The organism is Roseofilum sp. SBFL (genome assembly GCF_017746885.1).
Taxonomy (GTDB): Bacteria; Cyanobacteriota; Cyanobacteriia; order Cyanobacteriales; family Desertifilaceae; genus Roseofilum.
This window is the reverse complement of record NZ_JAGHZH010000041.1, coordinates 1-21,431: the sequence shown is the minus strand read 5'-3', so window position 1 is coordinate 21,431 and position 21,431 is coordinate 1. Positions and strand designations below refer to the sequence as shown.

At 44.0% G+C, this 21,431-nt stretch carries 14 protein-coding genes and 1 pseudogene; 11 read left to right on the top strand and 4 right to left on the bottom strand.

Annotated elements, in window-relative coordinates:
- Positions 1-91 precede the first annotated feature (91 nt).
- The 4 genes from J7545_RS04470 to J7545_RS04455 all read left to right on the top strand — a co-directional run bounded on the left by J7545_RS04470 (position 92) and on the right by J7545_RS04455 (position 6,390).
- On the top strand, positions 92-364 hold the full coding sequence (locus J7545_RS04470) for a hypothetical protein (protein ID WP_318702365.1): 273 nt from the start codon (positions 92-94) through the stop codon (positions 362-364).
- Positions 365-367: 3 nt separating this feature from the next.
- Entirely contained in the window at positions 368-784 is a 417-nt protein-coding gene (locus J7545_RS04465; RefSeq protein ID WP_318702366.1) for a type II toxin-antitoxin system VapC family toxin, read from the top strand.
- Between the two features lie 198 nt (positions 785-982).
- Positions 983-1,609: a class I SAM-dependent methyltransferase gene (locus J7545_RS04460; RefSeq protein ID WP_318702367.1), complete on the top strand. Its 627-nt coding sequence runs from the start codon at positions 983-985 to the stop codon at positions 1,607-1,609.
- Positions 1,610-1,902: 293 nt separating this feature from the next.
- Positions 1,903-6,390, top strand: a complete 4,488-nt coding sequence (locus J7545_RS04455; protein ID WP_318719200.1) for a hypothetical protein — start codon at positions 1,903-1,905, stop codon at positions 6,388-6,390.
- Between the two features lie 148 nt (positions 6,391-6,538).
- Here J7545_RS04455 and J7545_RS04450 read toward each other — a convergent pair whose 3' ends face one another.
- Entirely contained in the window at positions 6,539-7,813 is a 1,275-nt protein-coding gene (locus J7545_RS04450) for a DNA sulfur modification protein DndB (RefSeq protein WP_318719199.1), read from the bottom strand.
- Positions 7,814-7,960: 147 nt separating this feature from the next.
- Here J7545_RS04450 and J7545_RS04445 point away from each other — a divergent pair, with 147 nt between their 5' ends.
- Entirely contained in the window at positions 7,961-8,359 is a 399-nt protein-coding gene (locus J7545_RS04445; RefSeq protein WP_318719198.1) for a hypothetical protein, read from the top strand.
- Positions 8,360-8,727: 368 nt separating this feature from the next.
- On the opposite strand, the gene J7545_RS04440 is transcribed toward J7545_RS04445, so the two are convergent.
- On the bottom strand, positions 8,728-8,895 hold the full coding sequence (locus J7545_RS04440) for an NblA/ycf18 family protein (protein ID WP_271944104.1): 168 nt from the start codon (positions 8,893-8,895) through the stop codon (positions 8,728-8,730).
- Positions 8,896-9,122: 227 nt separating this feature from the next.
- On the opposite strand from J7545_RS04440, the gene J7545_RS04435 reads away from it, so the two are divergent.
- The 5 genes from J7545_RS04435 to J7545_RS04415 all read left to right on the top strand — a co-directional run bounded on the left by J7545_RS04435 (position 9,123) and on the right by J7545_RS04415 (position 18,204).
- Positions 9,123-9,737 (top strand): phycobiliprotein lyase, encoded by a 615-nt coding sequence (locus J7545_RS04435; RefSeq protein WP_318723153.1) that lies wholly within the window; start codon positions 9,123-9,125, stop codon positions 9,735-9,737.
- Positions 9,738-9,915: 178 nt separating this feature from the next.
- Positions 9,916-12,468: a glycogen/starch/alpha-glucan phosphorylase gene (locus tag J7545_RS04430; protein ID WP_318702372.1), complete on the top strand. Its 2,553-nt coding sequence runs from the start codon at positions 9,916-9,918 to the stop codon at positions 12,466-12,468.
- A gap of 228 nt (positions 12,469-12,696) precedes the next feature.
- A complete protein-coding gene (locus tag J7545_RS04425; protein ID WP_318719196.1) occupies positions 12,697-15,858 on the top strand; it encodes a WGR domain-containing protein in 3,162 nt (1,053 codons plus the stop codon).
- 32 nt (positions 15,859-15,890) lie between these two features.
- A complete protein-coding gene (locus J7545_RS04420) occupies positions 15,891-17,531 on the top strand; it encodes an SWIM zinc finger family protein (protein WP_318702374.1) in 1,641 nt (546 codons plus the stop codon).
- 340 nt (positions 17,532-17,871) lie between these two features.
- Positions 17,872-18,204, top strand: coding sequence for a DUF1778 domain-containing protein (locus tag J7545_RS04415; protein WP_318702375.1), 333 nt, complete (start codon positions 17,872-17,874; stop codon positions 18,202-18,204).
- Positions 18,205-18,358: 154 nt separating this feature from the next.
- Here the strand turns inward: J7545_RS04415 and J7545_RS04410 are convergent, their stop codons facing one another.
- Complete coding sequence (locus J7545_RS04410; RefSeq protein ID WP_318702376.1) at positions 18,359-18,661, bottom strand: hypothetical protein; 303 nt, start codon at positions 18,659-18,661, stop codon at positions 18,359-18,361.
- A 229-nt stretch (positions 18,662-18,890) separates the two neighbouring features.
- Between J7545_RS04410 and J7545_RS04405 the strand changes: the two genes are divergently transcribed.
- Positions 18,891-20,210, top strand: a complete 1,320-nt coding sequence (locus tag J7545_RS04405; RefSeq protein WP_318702377.1) for an MFS transporter — start codon at positions 18,891-18,893, stop codon at positions 20,208-20,210.
- A 214-nt stretch (positions 20,211-20,424) separates the two neighbouring features.
- Here the strand turns inward: J7545_RS04405 and J7545_RS23900 are convergent.
- Positions 20,425-21,296: pseudogene (locus J7545_RS23900) on the bottom strand (class I SAM-dependent methyltransferase); the annotation flags it as partial.
- Positions 21,297-21,431 lie beyond the last annotated feature (135 nt).

Genomic DNA, 21,431 nt, shown 5'->3' with positions numbered 1-21,431 from the left:
GAAGTTCCTGAACCCCAAGGTCGATTATCTCTATCGTAATTCGCTAGTTAATGTTATAATGATATTAGGGAAATCGTTGAGGTAAGAGAGAATGTCTTCACCCGAAATGCTCGATAAAATACTACAGTTATCCATAGGCGATCGCTGGCAACTAGTAGAGTCTATCCTGAATTCTATTCAAGCAGAAACTTTGCCTTCTACTGCTGAATCGAGTCCAATCAACTCCACTCCTGAAAGCGATCGCCAATCTGCTCTGAAAGCTTTGGAAGAGTTGCGCGAAATGACCCAGAATTTTCCGCCAGTAGATGCTGTCGAAATTGCTCGTCAAAGTCGTGAAGAGTTAGAGCAAAGAGGCTTGATTTAGGAAATGAATGTGGTTATTGATGCTAATTTATTAGTTGTCCTCGTTCATGAAGAGTCTCGTAGTCAACGAGTTCGCAATAAATTCAATGAGTGGATTCGTGACGACGTAAAGATTCATGCTCCTAACTTGGTACAGTATGAAGTCGCTAATGCTTTAACTAGACTGGTGAGCGCCAATAGGTTTCCTCAACAGCAGTTAGCTCAAGCTTGGATTCTTTTAAATCGTTTGACTATTACTTATCATGATTTATCAGAAGGGACAAGAATAATCGAAATTGCTTTATCCTTGAAGCGCCAAAGTGCCTATGATGCGTCTTACATTGCTTTAGCAGAAACTCTAGATGCTGACCTTTGGACGTTGGATACTCCTTTATATCGAAATTCCCTTCAATATGGTTTTCCTGTTCATCTTGTAGAGTAAATATTTTTGTATAGATTTGGTTGTTTTTTTGTAGGGGCGGGTTATACCCAAATCTAGAAAACTAACCGATCGCTCTCCTAAACCTGCCCTCATCCCATCTAATTACTAGGCAAGATATGATATCCTGATTTAATGGAAAAAACGGTTTTCCAATTACCGATTACCCATTACCCATGACCAGCGCGAAGCACTATAATTATGGCAACATTTTTAAGAGAGTTAAGTTATCAATATCAGTGGTTATATGATTCTATTTCGCGGGTATCTGCCCTGGCGGTGGGGGGAGAATATCGATTTCGTCGCCTAGCTTTAAAAGATTTGCCGATTAATTCAGATACAGAAATTTTAGATCTCTGTTGTGGTAGTGGTCAAGCAACGCAGATTTTAGTGACTTATTCGGATAAGGTGACGGGGTTAGATGCGTCTCCCCTTTCCTTGAAAAGAGCGCAACAGAATGTTCCGCAAGCAAAGTTTGTGGAAGGGTTTGCGGAAAATATGCCTTTGGAAAATGAGCGTTTCGATCTGGTGCATACAAGTGCTGCATTGCATGAAATGTCGCCAGAGCAACTCGAAGAGATTTTGCGGGAAGCATATCGCGTATTGAAACCGGAGGGAGTTTTGGCGATCGCCGATTTTCATCCTCCCACCAACCCCATCTTCATCCCCGGATTATATCTGTTCCTGTTCCTGTTTGAAACGGAAACCGCTTGGCAGTTATTAAAAACGGACTTAAGACGGACTTTACAGGACATTGGTTTTCAGGTAGAACCCCCTACTCTCTACGGAGGAGGAAGTCTACAAGTGTTGCAAGCTTATAAACCGTAATTGGTAATTGATTTAGGGCAGGTTCATATAAAGTTATGGGTGGGAATTTGGGATATGGGTGAACCTGCCCCTACTTATTACTTAATTTTTCCAGCGATCGCCGAATTAATCTTACCAAACTTTAGGGTGTTATATGGCATTTTTAAATGAAATGTAAATGCTTGCTCCTTATCTCCCTTCTCCTTTCTCCTGTGAAAGAGGGATTTAGAGGTAAGGCATCCTCAGTTCACGAATCAGAAAATCTTGAGACATGAAGTGTTACAATCGATGCAATTCTAACTGCACATGACACCATGGCTCCTGTTCCTGAGTCGATCGTTGAAATTAAGCTAGATCCAGCCTTACCCATCACTTCTTTACTGGAAGGATTGAAACTTTGGCAAGATTTGGGGATTTTAACCGAGGATTCTGTCTATCTTTGCTTAAAAGTCGATACCCATCATCCGAACTTCTTAGAAGGATTAGAAATTGGCTTGCGCTTAGGATTAATCGATGACTTTCGGGTAAAACAGATTGCCCGCAATTACCTCTATTCTTCGATTCCAGAACCGCAAGCGATCGCATCACCGCTTGGAGAGCAAACTCCAATACCATCAGCGCCAGTTTTACCTTCAGTATCCAGTCTAACTAAGCCTCAACCAAAGCCTCAACCAAAGCCTCAACCGAGTTGGATTGGGCAACGATTAGATTCTCTGAAAGCAGAATTAAGTGTGCGGTGGTTATTATTCTTAGGTTTATTTCTAGTCGTTCTCTCTTCTGGCGTATTTGCTGCGAGTCAATGGGAAAACTTCCCCGCGATTGTCCAATATTCGGTGCTGTTAGGATATACCTCTTTATTTTGGTTTATTAGCCGTTTAGCAAGTCAGAAAGATAACTTACAGTTAACCTCACAAGCTCTAAAATTAGTCACATTGCTCTTAATTCCGGTCAATTTTTGGGCAATGGATGACTTTGGCTTATGGAGTCATCCTTTTAATGCGTTAGTGAGTGTTGGATCGGCCGTTTATTTAACTATAATTTCCGGCTCTCTATGGCAAAATCAAAATAGGTTTTCTCTCCCTTTTTTGATTTACATCCTCGTCAGCTATCTCCATTGGGGTTGGAGCATCCCTAACTTCCCTATTTTTTCTGTCTATTTGGCGACAATTGGCAGTTTGGGTTTCTATGTAACTCAATTTCAAGATCCAGAATGTTCATTGAAACAAACGCTGCAATTGAGCCGCCTTAGTCTTTATGCCATCGGCATTCTACTCTTCCGTGCTATTTTTGTGCAAGGAGTTCTTTTGCCCCATTTAGGATTAGCGATCGCGCTCTGTGGAACCTTTGCCGTTTGGCTTGCCTTCACCCGTCGTTCTCAATACTATAAACCGATCAATCGCCTGGGTTTAAGTATCCTCTTTGTTGCCTGGTTTGTCTCTACCTGGGTGACGCTTCCTTGGCAAGGAGTCATGATTGGTTTAATCGCCACACAAATCTATCACAAATTCATCTATCGTTGGCAAAATCGGCGCGATCTGGCAATCCTGTGGTTGATTGTCGCTCAAATTGCTATCCTGCTGTGGAATTTTATTCCACAAATCACACAAGGGCAAATTATCGCCACAGCGATCGCCATTACCCAAGCTCAAGAATACCCGATCGCTCTCATCAGTACCCTTGGACTGCCTTACCTAATTTGGATCGTTAACATGGGCGATCGCTTCTATCGACAGGAAAAACCCAAACTCGCCCATTTTTCCGAATGGGTTGCCCTAGGATTGGGAATTAGCTTACTGATCTTCAGTTTCCCCAATTCCATTTTACGGATTTTCTGTTTAACGAACCTAATTTTTCTGATCGTGTGGGTAACGAAGCGGCGATACGATCTGCAAGTCCTGCATTCTTTTCACCTACTTGTCTATCTGAATCACTTCACTGGATTAGCCCTACTTTTAAGCCTCATTGATTATGCCAGCCCTGACTTAACCTTAAACACGTGGGCGCTGATTTTGCTCGAAATTACAGTCATAGAATGGTGGTTTTCCGATCTGCGGCGATCGCGCCAGCGATGCGGAGCATTATCGCCAGAACCGAATTCCTATGAAAAAATCTGGCAACAAAGTGCCTGGTTAATCGGATTTGGGTTAGCGGCGATCGCCTATGGATTGCTTGACGCTACCCGGCAACAGTATAGCTTTACCCTCACCCATCTCACCTGGTTAACTATCCCTGCAACGCTCACCCTGATTAGCTATTCACCCCATTCTCATCGGCTCAATATTACCCCTCGCTTGAGCATGGTTATGCTCTTGGTTGCTCAAACCCTGCTGTTTGAAACTCCAGGATGGCGAGGGTTTGGGCTAGCCGTTGCCACCCTAATCATGGTATTCAATACCCGTAAATTGCCCAATCTCGTCACTGCTGGGATTACCATTGGTTGTGCCTTAAGTACCCTAGGGTTGATTTTGTGGGATCTCGTTCCAGGAATGCCGCCTCCGATTGATACCCTGTGGTTAATGCTGGGGGCGATCGCCGTTTCTGGATTATGGGGAATCCGTCATTATACGTTTTACAAAAGTATCTCTCATTACAGCAGAGCGCTGGATATTTGGGCGATCGCCCTCTGTGGTGCAGTTCTTATCCTCCAAAGCACTTGGGTAAGTCAAGGGCTACTTACCCCTAATTATCTTTCCATCAGTACCAGTATGCTCCTCAGTGGTGCAACCGCCTATCGCAGTTGGTATCCAACCCCCCAACCTACTGCTATTGGATGGAGTAGTGCGGCTGTCATGGTAGCAGTTTTACCCACGATGAACGTTTTCGATCTTAGGTGTTTAAGTTTACTGGTTGCCAGCCTAATCCTAATCGGTCATAGTCGCTATTATCCTAAACTTTATCTGACTGCCATGACCGTTGGCTTAGGGTTAGTCACCGAGCGAGTGATTTTATCCGACTGGATTGATATTCCCTCAACCGCCTGGTGGATCGTCGGCTCAGTCAATGTTCTAGGATTATGGATAGGAGCAAAAAACCTACGTCTGGGTAAAGCACAATGGCAGCGCCAGTTAACTCGACTCTATCGTAAAAGTTTCCATGGATGGGCGATCGCGCTCTGCCTCTTTTGCTTAATCTTGCTCACCCTCCATTCTATCCTCGTCTACACCAACACTCTCACACCACAAACCACCATTTTCATCAGCTTAATCCTCCTCCTGATTGCCCTTCTTTACAGTCAGAAAAAACGTCCTCGTCACCCCGCCCCTGTTTTTTCCCAATTGGGCACAATCAGCAACTGGGGATTATTTGCAATCGGATGGACAATTGAACTCTTAGCCGTCGAAACCCTGGGAAGTTTTGACGCTCCCATCATTAACCTTGCCCTGATTAACCTAATTTTGGGGTTATGCGCTCAATTACTCGGCGACTGGTGGAGTTCAAAACAGCCCGCAGAAACCAATAATCTGGGTACAGCCTGGCATATTATCCCCCTAGCTTACGGGATTTTGGGGGCGATCCTCCGTTGGGGAACAGTTTCAAGTTGGACAGGAATCACCACCCTAGCTTTAGCGATTATTATCCTCGGTATTGGCAAGCGATCGCCGAAATTTAAACCCCTCATTTATCTTGCCCTTGCTGGAATCACCGCGTGCGCTTACGAACTCCTCTTTTATCAACTGTCCTTACAACCCGGAGGTGCAACTGGTGATGGACTGATTCTCATGGCAACCCTAGGCAGTAGTATCCTCTACGCCTATCGCCTATTAGGAAAATTTTTACGCCCTTATTTCCAACTTACTCCTAGAGAATTTCGCTGGATTTGTCATCTCCATTGGTTCACCTCTAGCCTACTCTTAATCATCGCCACTTTTAACCCCATTGCACAAGGAATGACCCTAGGATTTGCCACGGGTACAGCATTAGTTCTCTACGCCATCAGCCAAGGTCGCCATAAGCATTCTATAGCCCACTCTTCCGTGGGAGAGGGCAACCTCTCACCCCAAGAATTGTGGGTCTATCTCGGGTTTTTAGAAGCCCTAGGAATGCGAATTTACTGGTTAAATACTCCTGTTGCCCAACTCTTAGGCGGTCCATTAGTGGCTTGGAAAGGAGCTATTGCGACCTTATTTGCCTACTTTCTTTACTTCCTTCCCTGGGAAACTTGGGGATGGTCAAAACGCCCTTGGCAAGTGGCAGGCATTGCGATCCCGGTCTATGCGATGTTAGAGAATCCAGCTATTTTAAACCAAGCCAGCTTAGTGGTCATTGCTGCTTATTATATCGGATTGGCGATCGCCAGCAAACAAATTCGCTTTACCTACCTCACCTTAGCCGTCCTCAACTGGATAATCTGGCGATCGTTTTTCAATATTCCTATTACCGAAATCTTCTGGTATAGCCTCACCATCAGCCTATCCCTGCTCTACATCATCCAAGTCGATCCCCTCTTAAACTCTCCCCAAAACCGAAAACTTCGCCATAACCTTCGTCTGCTAGTTTCCGCTACCATTAGTTTAATTTCCTTTACTGCTCAACAATGGATCGGTACCCTCACTGGAACCCTCAGTTTACTCACCATTTTCGCCGGACTCTCCCTAAAAATCCGCGCCTTTCTCTATATCGGAACCACCAGCTTTTTACTCAATGTTTTCTATCAGTTAGGCATTCTTATTTTCGACTATCCTTTCTCCAAATGGTTAGTTGCCCTAGGAGTCGGAATTTCCCTCATCTGGATCGCCGCCACCTTTGAAACCCGCCGCGACCAAATCCAAGCCTGGTTCCAAGAATTACAACACTGGGAGTAACTCTCTTGTAGTGCCGTGACACAGCTAAAATGAGGCAATAGGATTTTGCTTAAATTCACAAATTTCAAGAACCATCAAAATTTTCTAAAGCACCAAATTAGCTGTGTCACGGCAGTAGGATGCGTTATTAGCGCACCCTACTTTCTCACTATTCCCAGCCTAGTTGTTGGAGACAGTTTTGAAATGCTGTAGTCACAGAACCTCGACCAGCACTAATTTTACTCCCACCTTTTCCATCGGGGACAATCACTGTATCTTTCCAACATGGTCCTTGTTTGGACCAATCGATATTTTGAGCAATTTGTTTCACCATTTCTTCATCAAAACAATCATATTTTTGACGAATATAGTGTAATATATTACCTAAAATCTCTAATCCAGCACTAATGCCTAAAATACAAGATTCACGAAACTTTTCAGCATCCTTCCAATACAGTTTTTCTTTTCCAATGATCTCTCCAGCTAACCGAGCCGTTTTTTGCCACTCTCGACTGTTTCCCGGAAATTCTGCTGTTTGTGAATAGAAAATAAAAAAGGAATTAAGACAGTCACTCAGTTCTTGTCCATCCTGTTTTACCAAATTATGTGTGTTTACCTCAGATAACTTATTAGTAGGATGACCTGCAAATGCACAACTGACTAACTTGGCCACATAATTAATAGTGTAAATATAGCCCGTCTTAGATCCAGGTGTTGATTTTATCTTTTGTGTTTTTTCATAAAACATATCCACATGGTCAACAACAAATCTGGCAATTGCATCTTTGCCAAAGCCACTATAAGCGACTAAAAGAGATTGAGGAATTGCAAGAGTTTGAGCCATATCACAGAAATCAGTTTGACATTGCTCCAACTCAGCCTCAAGGATTAAGTTAATCGGAAAAGTGGCATCTTTAATAAGATCGCGCTCTATCCCATCAGATTCAATTAATTCAAGAATGGCCTTTTTACGATGTTGTCCATCAGTAATATCTAGTGAGGTATTATTGAAAATTACCACAACATACAAATCTTTCCAAATCTGTTGATATTTGATTTTGGATGGATTGACATTAGCTGTAATTGTTCCCAAAATCCACTTGTTGTTTGATCTAGACCGTTCAATAATATAATCTTTTATACGTTTTACATGCCGATCATCAATAGGGCGATTTTTTCCAGAACTTGGATCATTGCTATCATGAGTAACACTTTTCCCTCTCAAGAGAATAGGTATTTCCGCAGCATGAGCATTGATCTGAAGCATCAAACGGCCTCCATGTTCAGATCCCATTGCTAAAAATGTTTGTCCTGTTCTATACCACTCGACCATAATCGGTTGAATGCTATCCTTAATAGCTTTAGTGAGTTCTTGGGTGACCAAAGAGTTATCGTCTCTCTGATTGTCGTTAGCTTCGGAGAAAAGAGCAGTTTCAGAAATCATAATGCTTGTATAGTGTCCTATTCGTAATTATGATAACCATCATAACACAATTCAAAAAGAGTGGCACACATACAAACAAAAAATCACACTTGACAGCACGTGTGAAATTGGTTATGGTCATAGTATCGTTTCATTAAGTAAAAAATCATGAATCACGAATTCAATAATGCTGATCTTGCTATGGCTGCAATGAATCATCCCAAAGGATATGAGATCTTAACCTTAGTCCACAGCATAGTACAAAAAAATACTTTAATGAGTTTCACTGCCGATCCTCATCCCCAATTAAAGACCATTCAAGTGGGCACTAGAGGTTGTGCCTCGTCTCCTAAGAAAGAACTTAATTATATTGATTTACCTAGAAGTCCTGAACTTCAGTACGAAGGTGTCAACATTGAGAGTTCAGAACTACTTGCAGTTGTCGCACAATACCCACAAAGATTAACAACAGCAATTGATGCCTGGTTAAAATGGGCTTATCGTACAGATGTTGAATATCCTACCTTCTCTTTGATTAAAGCCATTAAGGAGGATTGGTGCTTGTAAAATGGTTACTGAAGCGTTATAGAGCATTTATGATGCTCAACTAATCATTTTTAATTGGGAAGTAAGAGCAGCTATTGGTAGGGTAAGTGAAATAACGTGCCCTACTAATAACTGTCTTGTTGAGGAAAGATGAAAATATCAAAATATGATGTTAATATATAGGTAGGGTTTATACTTATTTATATCTTAAGGGCACCTCTATTAATAACAATTAATTACTTAATGGTGCTGGTGAATCATGATCTATTCCCAGCACCTTATTGACTCATCCCATTTCTGTATGAAATTGCATCTCAATGAGTTAGTTAGAGTAATGGGCTTCTCAAGAACTCATTAGTGGAACGATTAAAGAGAAATGGAATGACTGATTAAGCGTTCTTCATCAGGTGCTTAACAATGTTATCTTTCACCATCATTTGACGCAACACTTCGAGTAGATAAGTTTGAGCTTCTTCTTGAGTTAAAGCCTGAACTTGATCTTCGTAGACTTTCATCTTGAATTGTTGCTCAAGAGTTAGTTTTCCAGGCATTTGCATCTTCACTCCTCCTGCACTATTTCAGAATCTGGAAACGGGTTAGAGCTTCCTTTTGGCAGATTTGTTGATTAATCTAGCACATGGATATTATATTGTCCAACTTGTCAAGCAAAAAGTAGTGATATTAACAAAAATTCATATCACGTTGGGGCTTGTGCCTAGGATCAAAGGGAGTTTAAAATAAAAATGTCAAAATCGTTACCAAATCATTCAGGAGGCCAATGGAGATGGATGCAATGGAATTTTTTCAGCGAAGTGCAGGAAAATGGCGATCGCAGCGTTCAACCCATCATCTGGCCTTTCGGCGTGCGGAGTTGGGAGAATTAGAAATCACCGTCAGCGCTTTAACTCCAGACGATCCAAGAGTCCAAGAAATTTGCACCATGCATAAAGTTGATAGCCAACTCGCTGCGGGTGGGGCATTGGTACAATGGCATGGCAGCATGGGTTGGGATCGGGAAGGCGAAGGTCATGAGGATTCCACCGTTATGGTGATCGTTCCTGATGTAGATAATCCGCGCAAAGGGAAACTCTTGCGGGAAAAAGGCTATGCAGAAATTGTCCCCGTCGCTGGACAGTATGAAATGGATGATGAAGACGGACTCAACTTAATCACCGAATACGAAACCATGAGCGCGATCGAGCGATTTTCCTTTGCCGATGATTCTGGCTCGATTCGTCTGCGCACCAGTACGGTCAAACGTTTTGGAGGATTTAACACTGCCTCCTTCTGCATTGAAACCCGCATCGATTCTCCTGCCGAGACGAATGCAATTGCTCTCCCAGAAGCCCTAAAAGCGTCTTGGGAAAAAGAATCCGCCGTTTCTCTATTGGGATGGTAAACTTCGCTAGGCAAGAGGCAAGAGGCAATAGATGATGAGTGCTAGGTTTGGTGAAGGTCAGGGAAGTTCTAGCTGCCAAACCAGTGGCTATAAATAAAATCTTAAAATTGCATCAAAAGTTCGTTCTCCGTCTTTCAATAGACGGTAGAATGGCACACCTTCACAAAAGCGAGAACTTATGAACCAATCCATGATTCCTCAAGACCAATGTCCGATCCAAATTGAAGATGACCGGACAGGAATGAGTGTAGAGACTCTCAAACGCGCTTTTGCAGATAACCTATTCTACTTGCAAGGAAAATATGAATCCCTAGCAACCCAAGATGACTTCTACATGGCTCTGGCGTATACTTTACGCGATCGCCTCTTGAGTCGTTGGCTCAAAACCCTAAAAACCTATCTGGAAAACGATGTAAAAACCGTTTATTATCTCTCTGCCGAATTCCTCATGGGTCGGCACTTAGGGAATAGCCTGATTAATCTACACCTGTACGATCGCATCCGTCAAGCCGTAGAAGAATCGGGTCTCGATCTCGAAGAAATCCTAGAACATGAACCCGATCCAGGTTTGGGTAATGGGGGTTTAGGTCGATTAGCAGCTTGCTTCCTCGACTCTCTAGCAACCCTAGAAATTCCTGCCGTCGGCTATGGAATTCGCTATGAATTTGGAATTTTCCATCAGATTATTCAGGATGGATGGCAAGCGGAAATTCCTGATAAATGGTTACGTCTAGGTAATCCTTGGGAAATTGCTCGTCCCGATCAAGCGGTAGAAGTTAAATTTGGTGGCCATACCGAAATCTATAGTGATGAAAAAGGACGGCCGAGAAAACGCTGGATTCCCGATACAAGAGTGATGGGAATTCCCTATGATACGCCAGTTCCCGGTTATGATACCAATACCGTAAATCCCCTACGGTTATGGAAAGCAGAATCAAGCGATGATTTTGATTTTGGTGAATTTAATGCAGGGAACTATGATGGTGCAGTTTCAGAAAAAATGCGCTCTGAAACAATCTCTAAAGTTCTTTATCCCAATGACAATACACCCCAAGGGAAACAACTGCGACTCGAGCAACAATTCTTCTTTGTTTCCTGTTCGCTCCAGGATATTATCCGCATTCACCTGATGCGCCATAAGACTCTAGATAATTTACCAGAAACGGCTGCTATCCAACTCAATGATACGCACCCAGCCGTGGCGATCGCCGAAATGATGCGTTTATTGGTCGATGAACAGGGCTTTGACTGGAATATTGCTTGGCGCATCACTCAAAAAACCTTTGCCTACACTAACCATACCCTACTCCCCGAAGCCCTAGAACGGTGGTCAGTTGGGTTATTTGAAGCCATTCTTCCCCGTCACCTGGAAATCATCTATGAAATCAACCATCGATTCTTAGAAGATGTGAAACATTGGTATCCAGAGGATTCAGGACTCCTGAGTCGCCTATCCTTAATTGAAGAAGGCGGAGAAAAGAAAGTCCGTATGGCGAATTTAGCCTGTGTGGGTTCCCATGCCATTAATGGAGTCGCAGCCTTACATACCGAACTGCTCAAACAGGATACTCTCAAAGACTTTTACAAACTTTGGCCCGAGAAATTCTACAACAAGACAAATGGAGTTACCCCTCGCCGTTGGGTGTTATTAAGTAACCCCAAATTGTCCGAACTCTTTACCAATAAGTTGGGTGAAGGATGGTTAAAAGATGTGGATCAATTGCGTAAATTGGAAAGTCATGTTGACGATCCAGAATTTCGAGCGGAGTGGCGCACAATTAAACAGCACAATAAACAGTTAATGGCTGATTATATTGCCGCTCACAATGGCTTAGAAGTCGATCCCAATTCCTTGTTTGATATTCAAGTGAAGCGGATTCATGAGTATAAGCGTCAACACTTGAATGTGTTGAATATTATCACCCTGTATAACCGGATCAAGCAAAATCCGAGTCTGAATATTCAACCCCGGACGTTTATCTTTGGTGGGAAGGCTGCCCCCGGATACTTTATGGCAAAATTAATCATTAAATTGGTTAATTCGGTCGCTGAAGTCGTGAATAAAGACCCGGATGTACGCGGTCGAATTAAGGTTGTTTTCTTGGCTAACTTTAATGCGTCTTTGGGGCAGAGAATTTATCCCTGTGCCGATTTATCCGAGCAAGTTTCCACTGCGGGTAAAGAAGCTTCCGGAACCGGAAATATGAAGTTTTCCATGAATGGCGCTCTCACGATTGGTACGTTAGATGGAGCCAATATTGAAATCCGGGAAGAAGCCGGTGCAGAGAATTTCTTCCTGTTTGGCTTAACCGCTCATGAGGTGGCAGCGCTTAAACAACAAGGGTATAAGCCTTGGGAGTATTACGAACAAAATGCCGAACTCAAGCAAACCATCGATCGCATCGCCTCTGGATTTTTCTCCCACGGCGATCGCAATATGTTCAAGCCTTTGGTAGACTCCCTGATGTACAACGATCCCTATATGCTGTTTGCTGACTATCAGGATTACATTGATTGTCAAGACAAAGTGGATCGCGCTTATGCCGATCGGGAGAGTTGGACGAAGATGTCTATTCTCAATTCGATCCGTATGGGCAAGTTTTCTAGCGATCGCACAATTAGCGAATATTGCCAGCAAATTTGGGGTGTCAAACCAGTGAAAGTTGAATTGGAAGAATACAATCAAGCCTTAGCAGGTTTGAAGGTTACCCAACCCGTCACTTCTTCTTAGGCAAATTGTTTTAACGGACATGAAATCCAGCCAACTTTGGGCGTTCTATACCCCCAAAGTTGGCTGGATTTCCCCCACTACAGAGCGCGAAGTACTGTAGTAACCAATCCCCGCGAAGACAGCGACGGGGCTTCCAAACGTATCGGAGACTTTACGTGATGTAGTAGTGATGTAGACGTAGGCAGAAAAGTTGACTAAAATGGCAAACAACCTTTTCTCCTCACGGCTATGAAACGGATTAAACAGACAACGCTCCATTACCAAGATGATCGCTCGGATAAGATCTATGAAGTGGAATTGCTTTTGGCGGGTGATAATGGATATATCGTCAATTTCCGCTATGGTCGTCGGGGCGCTAACCTAAAGGAAGGGACGAAAACGCCTAACCCGGTGTCTTTGCCAGAAGCGGAGAAATTTTTTGATAAGTTGGTGAAGGAGAAAACGAAGAAGGGATATCAGGATATTACCGCTGCGGCTGAACCCTCCGCAATGCCTCAATCTACTGCAACAGATAAGGAGATGACGAGAGACGATCGCATCTTATCCTATCTCCAGGGAACTCCACCAGACAATTGGCCCCTCGATCGCATCATTTGGCGTGCCGGAGAATTACAACTGAGCGCCGCAACTCCCCATCTCATCAAGCTTTTAGGCACAGGGGAAACCTTACGAGATTATTGTATTGCCCATGCTTTGGGACAATTGGGAAATGCAGAAGCTTTACCCATATTAAAGCAGTTGGAGGAGAATGCATTAACTCCGGAATTTGTCAAGCGAATTGCGTTTGAGGCGATCTGGAAGTTGGGGGATGGGACGATAAGAGAGGAGTTGCAGCAGATGGCGCGCGATCGCCTACCGACCATTCTACAAGAGGCGATCGCCACCAGAAACCCCGACACTTTAACCGAGACTCTAAAAACCTATCTCGATACCAAAGACTATCAACCCTTTCAAGTCCTACAAACCCTCTACCAAACCCACCTGGACATTACCCGTCCAGCTTTACACCAGTTTATCTGCACCGCACCCCTCGCGCCTCCAAGCTTCAAACCCCTGCGCCATCTGTTCAAAATGGCAGAATATCGCCATGATGCCGAATTTTTTGGCCTTTTAGCCTGGCGCTTTGAGACTGGAAAGGCTTTATACAATAGCAAAGGCTATTATATGAGGATGCCCGATGGCCGCTACCTGACATTCTATGAACACCGATATAACAAAGAAACGAGACGCTACGAACTTGTAGCAGATAACTTGAGGAATGAACAACAACGTCCTGATACCTCCCTAGCTTACAGTCAAGATACCCGCGACTATCTGCGACGACGAGTATGGCGCACCCTCGCTAAATTAGGGGAACAAGGAGATTTAAAGTATGCTGATTTAGCTGTAGGAGTTCTGTTAGCCTACTCGGATGAGGATGCTCAACCGGTTCGAGAAAAAGCCTCTTATCGATGGACTTCAGGTGGGAAATATGTTGCCCTCAAAAGCTATTGGGATCAATATGCGGGTTATTTATCTTTTAATCATATTCTCTACAGCAATAGTCCTCGCTATCATTGGCAGTATGCATATCAAGCTTGGAAATGTGAAGATGATTATAAACCCGGCGCTCCTCCCCCAGAAGCAAGGGAAGAAGCATTTCCCGAACTCTGGAATCAACGCCCGGATGCGTTAGTAGAATTATTATTAAACAGCCAATGTCATCGGGTACATCAGTTTGCCGTTAAAGCTTTAAAAGATAACCCTGACTTTTGCCAGCAGATGGCAGTGCAAGATTTAGTGGGTTTGTTGAGTCAACCTTATGACGAAACTACACAATTTGCCTTTAACTTAGCCAAGCAACGCTATACGCCCGAAAATCCCAATTTTGATTTAGTCATTGCCCTCTTAAACTGTAGCTTTGCCCCGGCTCGCAAACAAGCGCAGGAGTGGATAGACACAAATACCAATACGTTCATTGGTTCGGCTGAATTCTTGTGTCAGTTGCTGCTCAGTCCCCATCTGGAAATTCAAGAATTTGCCCGCAAGTTGTTGCGATCGCACCCCATCCCCGAAAATAGAACCAAAATTATCATCGGCTATATCATCTCTGAACTAATTAGCACAACTGAGAGTGAACCCGTAGAAGCTATATCCGATACCCTCCTGCAACTCTTTGCTACTCCCCTACAAACCCTCAGTTTACAAGTCATTCTCGACTTACTCCAGCACCCAGTTCCCGAAGTGCAAACCCTGGGTGCAAGACTGCTGCACAACCACGAAACTCCAGCAACGGAGCTTCCGGTGAGTATCATCAAGTCTTTAATTGCCTCGCCTCAAGAAGCTATCCGCAGCATTGGTGTAGAAATCTTTGGTCAATTGGGCGATCGCCAACTCCGAGAAAGCTATCGAGATGCTATCATAGCCATGGCTGTTAGTGCAATTCCCGATCTGCGCCAATCCGTTCAGCCTCTGATTTACCGTCTAGCCAACGGTCATCCCGACTTTAGTCGACCTCTAGCCACAGAATTAATCGAATTTCTTCTCATTCCAGAACCCCACGACGGCGTTCACAAAGACCTATTTTCCCTCATCCATCTTCATCTTCCTGGATGGAAAGGCGAGATTTCCCAAGAGTTAAACCTACGCCTACTCAAGTCTAAATTTGGATATGCCCAACAACTCAGTGGTATTAACCTCAAAGTAAGTGTCTATCGCTGGGCAAAACAGTGGTCAATTGCTGAAATTGTTCGGTTAGCCAGCCATGAGGTATTGAGCGTTAGACAAGCCTCTTGGACAATGATAGAGCATAACATAGACCGAATCAAAGCCTCCAACGCGGAAAAATTAGCCGCAGTTCGCCTGTTAGAAGCGAAATGGGAAGACTCGCGCCAATTTGCCCAAGAGCTTTTTCAACGTCATTTCACCGATACTGACTGGACTCCGGAAGTCATGGTTCTCATCTGCGACAGCATCCGCGAAGACGTGCGCGAATTTGGTCGTCAGTTGGTTACCCGCACATTTGAGGAACCCTACGGGCAAGATTATTTACTCCAGTTTAGCGAACATCCCAGTACAGATATGCAAGCATTCGCCAGTCAATATTTACAGAATTATGCCGCCGATAACCCAGAGCAGTTAGCCGAGTTAAAGCCTTATTTAATCACAGTTTTATCCCAAGTGAATCGGGGACGGGTGGCGAAACAGAAGGTCTTTAGCTTCTTAGAACAGGAAGCTCTCAAAAGTGAAGCGGCAGCACAGATAATTGCCGAAGTGCTAACTCGGCAGTCAGCGACAATGGCGATCGCCGATAAATCCCATTGTTTACAATTGATGTTACGCTTGCACCAACACTATCCCCACATCCCCCTGCCCATTGAAGTAAAACCGGTCGCTGAAATCCGACGTTAATCCTTATTTTATTTAAATTTGAGGTCAAACTTATGGAATTTGCCTATTCATACCACGGCAGTACAGCCGTTAATAACCAGGGAAATAACACCCAAATGTCCTTTTCCCCCGACACCAAACGCCCGCCCACCTATTTTATCGGGGAATTGCGAAAAAGTGTCGCGTTTCGAGAAGCCATTAGCGCTCTTCATGATGTAGTTGTTTCCGATTTGCGCTACCAACCCAAAGACAACGAAGAATATAAAGAATGGGCTAAAAAACAAGAAGACTTAGAATGGCAATCGATAGGAGTACAGAGAGAAGAGGTCGTAGCCCAAATTACTACTATTCGTAACGAATTAACGGCACTTGATTCAATCAATTATGAACGCTGGAGACCCTATTATCAGGCAAGAGAAAAGTTTCGCCGATATGTCTGGCAAAAACAACTCGATTTCTATTTTGTCTTCGATCCCGTAATTACCGTTCACCCAGATGAAATATTTTTTGAATGCTTCAGTCAAGATGAATCGAGTTACGGTAGACTAGGGGCAAGCTACGACGTATTTAAAAATATCAACGAATTCGCCTGTGGCACGACGAATATCGACTATTCTGCCGCCCTTTATGATGAATTTCAAAAAATCAGAAGCTACAAAACGACCCAATTTCAAGTCGATCCGTCTGGGTTTGAAGTGCAAACGACTCACGAAGAGACGTTCAAAGAAGTAAAAATCGATTTACCCGATAGTTGGGTAAGGGGCTTTTTACAGGTGAGTTCTGCCATGTCACTCCCGGCAACTACCTTTGATTTACACCCTATGGATATTCACAATATTTGCCTGATTCTCCGACGCAACAAAGAGAGGAAAGGACCGCGTAGTTTGCGCTATATTCTGGAACCGGGACAACCGATTAAAGTAGTCTTCGATCCCTGGAATAAGGAAGTGGTGTGTTGGCGATCACCCTATACTGGTAATAATAGCCAAGAAATCCGAGTCTGGGGTCGTCGCCGTATCCATATTTTAGAGCGCTTAATCCCCATTGCCCAAAAATTCACCGTCCACTTATTAGGCACGGGAATGCCCTCCTTTTATGTCGCCGATTTAGGCGATATGTCCTTTACATTAGGATTATCCGGATGGACAGCCAATGACTGGTCAAGTTCCGGCAATTTTGACCTGATGGCTCCGCGCGCTGATGTCGATGAATGGACACAAAAAATAATCTTTGATGCACTGCGGGAAACTTGGGCAGAAACCCCAGCAAGTCTCGCGAAACGGTTAGGATTAAGTCAAACTGCGGTATTAGGAGCATTGGGAGCCTATACCCAAGCCGGACGCACAATTTATGACCTGAATAAACAAGTCTATCGCCTGCGAGAATTAAGCCGCGAACCCCTACCCATGGAGCGTTTGCGATTTGCCAATGAGCGCGAAGAAAAAGCGACTCGTTTTTTAAGCGAAAATCAAGTCCAAGTCAGCAGTGTAACTGATTCAGGAGGGGCTTTACTTCTCCAAGGAACGGTTCGAGATCAAGGAAAAACTTATGCGCCCAATTTGACAATCGATCGAGATGAGCGTATAATTAAAGCAGAATGTACTTGCAACTGGCATCAGCAAAATAAGCTGTATAAAGGCCCTTGCGAGCATATCTTGGCATTACGGATGCACCATGCCCGTTTATTAACATAACCAAAAATCACACGATCTAATCATTGGCAAACAGCCTTGCAATCTGGGCGGTGCATCGCCGCTCTTGCGCTCAGTCCATCCATGCATCACTAGCCTGCTCGTGACGGTACGGTTCTCAGGCTAGTGTCACTATTTCAGTTTCGATTCTTTGAATCAAATGAATGACACTAGCCTGGAACCGCTTGAGTTGAGCAGTCTAGTCCTAGGGGTTTACGAAGGGGCAACCAATGGCTTTAGGTCGTGTGTTTTTTTGTGATTTCTGGCAAATAATGCGGAGTCAACATTCAATCTCTGTATAGATTTAAGGTAGACTGTTGATACAGAATCCAATCACTGCCCTATGTCTGACTCCAACTCGATCCGGGAATCCACTATCACGCTCCAACTCGAATCCCAACATTATCAACTCCTAGAAGAAGCCGCCACCTTAACTGGATTAAGTGTAACCGATTATATTGTACATCATGCCCTGAGTGCGGCGATCGCCCACACCGCAATCCACAACTCATCCCACTCCCCTCAGTCCACAGCAGATGCTCAGTCCACACCGGACTTGATAAGCTCCCTGCTTGACAATAACCCTCAAGACCTCAATAACGTCGCGAAAGCCATCTTATCGACCCTTGCGTGGTCATCACCAGAAATTCTACAAAAAAGCAAAAACTCTCAATAACCTATAGCTGTGCAGCAGATTGAGTTTTCCATAGACTGCTGAACCTCTTCTAAACTACGGCCTTTAGCCCAGTAAGAGCGGTTACAAAGAAAGTCATGAATCACCTTAATATCAAGCTTTGCTCGATCGGTACAAATTGAATAGTCCATAGCCTTTAAGCTTTTTTCAATTCCGCATTAACCGTTTGCCAGAACTGCTTCACCTCTTGGGGCGATCGCAAATGATAAACTTGCTTTGTCGCGATCGCCCCATGGACATACTCTCGATATCTCGGAGTCAGTTGTTGGTGGCATAACCCAATTACCGAATAAGCTCTCAGTGTCCCTTTGAACAACGGACTATTTTCCGGCCAACCTTCGGGAGGTGTCCAAAGACCTTTAATCAATCGTTTCGTGACCCACCAATAATGAAGTAAAACTGGCATATCCAGATAAACTAAGGTATCTGCCCGATCCATCTGAAGTTTAATTTTAGGTTGATATTAACTGATCCCTGAAATATTTTGGGACAAATACTGAAAGATATTTGAAGATCCACAGTAACACAGGGTACATGAGGCTCGAAAGATCGCCAGTCGCTCACGATCGCCGAGTAGATACAGCCGTTTCCTCTGCTATGGGGTATATCAATAACGGTTTTTAAAGATTAAGCTAAAGTATATTAACAGCAGTTAACCAAAAATCCGAGTGACACCACTATCTAAAATTGAAGCCATCCAGGATCAGCCCGCTCACCAGAACAGTGACAGCAAAAAAAGCATCAAAACCATTATTCTTGCTGGTGTTGTCGGTAATGTGATCGAATGGTATGACTTTGCCCTTTATGGCTATTTAGCCCCCATCATCTCCCTACTGTTTTTCCCCAACGATAATCAGATTGTCTCTCTGCTACAAACCTATGGAGTCTTTGCCGCAGGATTCGTCATGCGACCTCTTGGAGCAGGAATTTTCGGTTATATTGGCGATCGCGTTAGTCGTCGAACTGAACTATTTATCTCCGTGATCTTAATGGCAATCCCCACCTTCATATTGGGCTTGTTACCCACATATAACCAGATTGGGATTGCAGCACCCATTTTTTTAATTCTGCTCAGATTAGTTCAGGGATTATCCGTGGGCGGCGAATTCACGGGATCGGTAACCTACGTAGCAGAAACTGCTCCCCAAACTCGGCGCGGGTTCACCACTAGCTTTGTCAATGTCGGATCTACGATAGGTTTACTCTTGGGTTTAGGTATTGTGGCGTTGATCACCCATCTGCTTTCTGACAGCAACCTACTGACTTGGGGCTGGCGCTTACCGTTCTTATTTGGCGGTATATTGGGATTGACTGGACTCTCCATTCGCAGCAATCTCCCCGATTCAGAAGTGTTTGAAGAACACCAGGAAGGCAGACAAGTTCCTCTACTAAGCGATCTGAGGCAATCCTTGGTTCCCATGCTTCAGGCCATGTTTTTTGCTGGGGGATATAGTTCTACTTACTACATCATTATGGTCTATATTCCGACCTATTTGGATCAATTCACCGATGTTTCCCGCAGTGGGGTTTTAGTCATTCATGTGGTTGCCCTCACCATCCAGATCCTGATTCTTCCCCTGTTCGGTTGGCTATCCGATACGACTCTACGGCGTAAATCCTGGTTATTGCTGGCAATTTTGAGTGTGGCACTGTTGGGTTTTCCTGCATTTTGGCTGTTGTTGCAACCGAATCATTACGAAGTCTGGTTGGCTCAAATCGGATTGGCGGTTTTCCTGGTTCCCTTGTTGGCGATTTCTCCCGTGATGATGGTGGAAATCTTCCCAACGGAGACTCGCTTGACTGCCTATTCTCTGTCTTTCAATCTCGGAGCGAGTATTATGGGGGGAACCTCTCTGTTAGTTTGTACCTGGCTGATTAATGCCAGTGGTAATATCTATGCTCCTGTCATTTATTTAGTCATTAGTGCCTGCATGAGTGCGATCGCCTTGGGATTTATGAGCGATCGCAGCCGCGAACCCTTACTCTGATCGACTTCTAAGAGCTGATTCCTAAAGGAAATCTTCAGAAGGCTATATAAATGGTTTGAGCCTGTATTAGTCAGAATTTATTACTATTTTAGTGAACCTCTTGCTGTTAGGCACTTTCAGCGACTTCGGGAATCAGCTCTAATAAAATTTAAACATAATGCACCCTTCAAAGCTAGCATCAAATAGCTTCAGTAATATAGTCTACCATGATGGATTAGCTATTCATTGGTGTGGCTATAGATTTTTTATCTTCTATGGGTTTGTGCGCCACCCAATATTTGCTCAGATAATGAGTATTAATTGCAATCTGCTCAAACCCGATTTTTTGCAGGCGATCGCCTAAATCATCGATCAGATAGCTTGGATAGTAGGGTTCATGAAAGTTCTGAGAAAACCAATTTAATACCGGAGTAATAGCAGGACTATCTTCTTTCTGGATGGAGTCACAAATAATCAAGGTTCCGCCGGGTTTGAGGACTCGGAAGCATTCATCAATCACTTTTTGGCGCGCTTTGGGAGGCAATTCGTGGAATAAAAAGACGCTGGTAATCCCGTGGAAACAATTATCTACATAGGGAAGTTCTTCTCCATTCGCTTGCAGCAGTTGCGGGAGTTCTCCGGGCATTTTGGAGAGTAATTGGTTGGCTTTGCGGAGATAATAGGGGATAGATCGATACCATACAAAGAGGCTTGAGGACAGGTTTGGCGAATGAATCTCAGGGTTCTCCCTGTACCGCAGGCAACATCAAGGATTTTAGCCGGTTTGGAGCTAGTGGGAGTGTCAGAGATCGACTGCTTCAGAGGAGCTAAAACCCTGCGCCGCATGGCATCTGCGGCTCCATTGAAGAGAATATCGACTTGCAGATCGTACAATTCGGCGGAGCGATCGCTCAAATAGCCATCCGTCTGATAATGGAAATTTTGTAGATAATACCGAGGATAAGTCGAGCGATCGACCTCTGACGGGAACACCTGATATTCTTGACGATTTTTCCGTTGCCAAGTCAGAGGTAAATCGAGCCAAATCATGGGATAAGTGGAGAATAAGTGTGGCCAATCTTCCTCAAACAACAGCTCTAGGGGATACCCCTCTTCTGTCACTCTCCGGTTTCTTCTATTATTAATAATTTCCAGAGCTAAGGTATACTCAGTGATACAGGGTGTGGCGATCTCATTTTTGCCCATATGCATACTCTTGGGAATTGATATGCAGAAAAAATG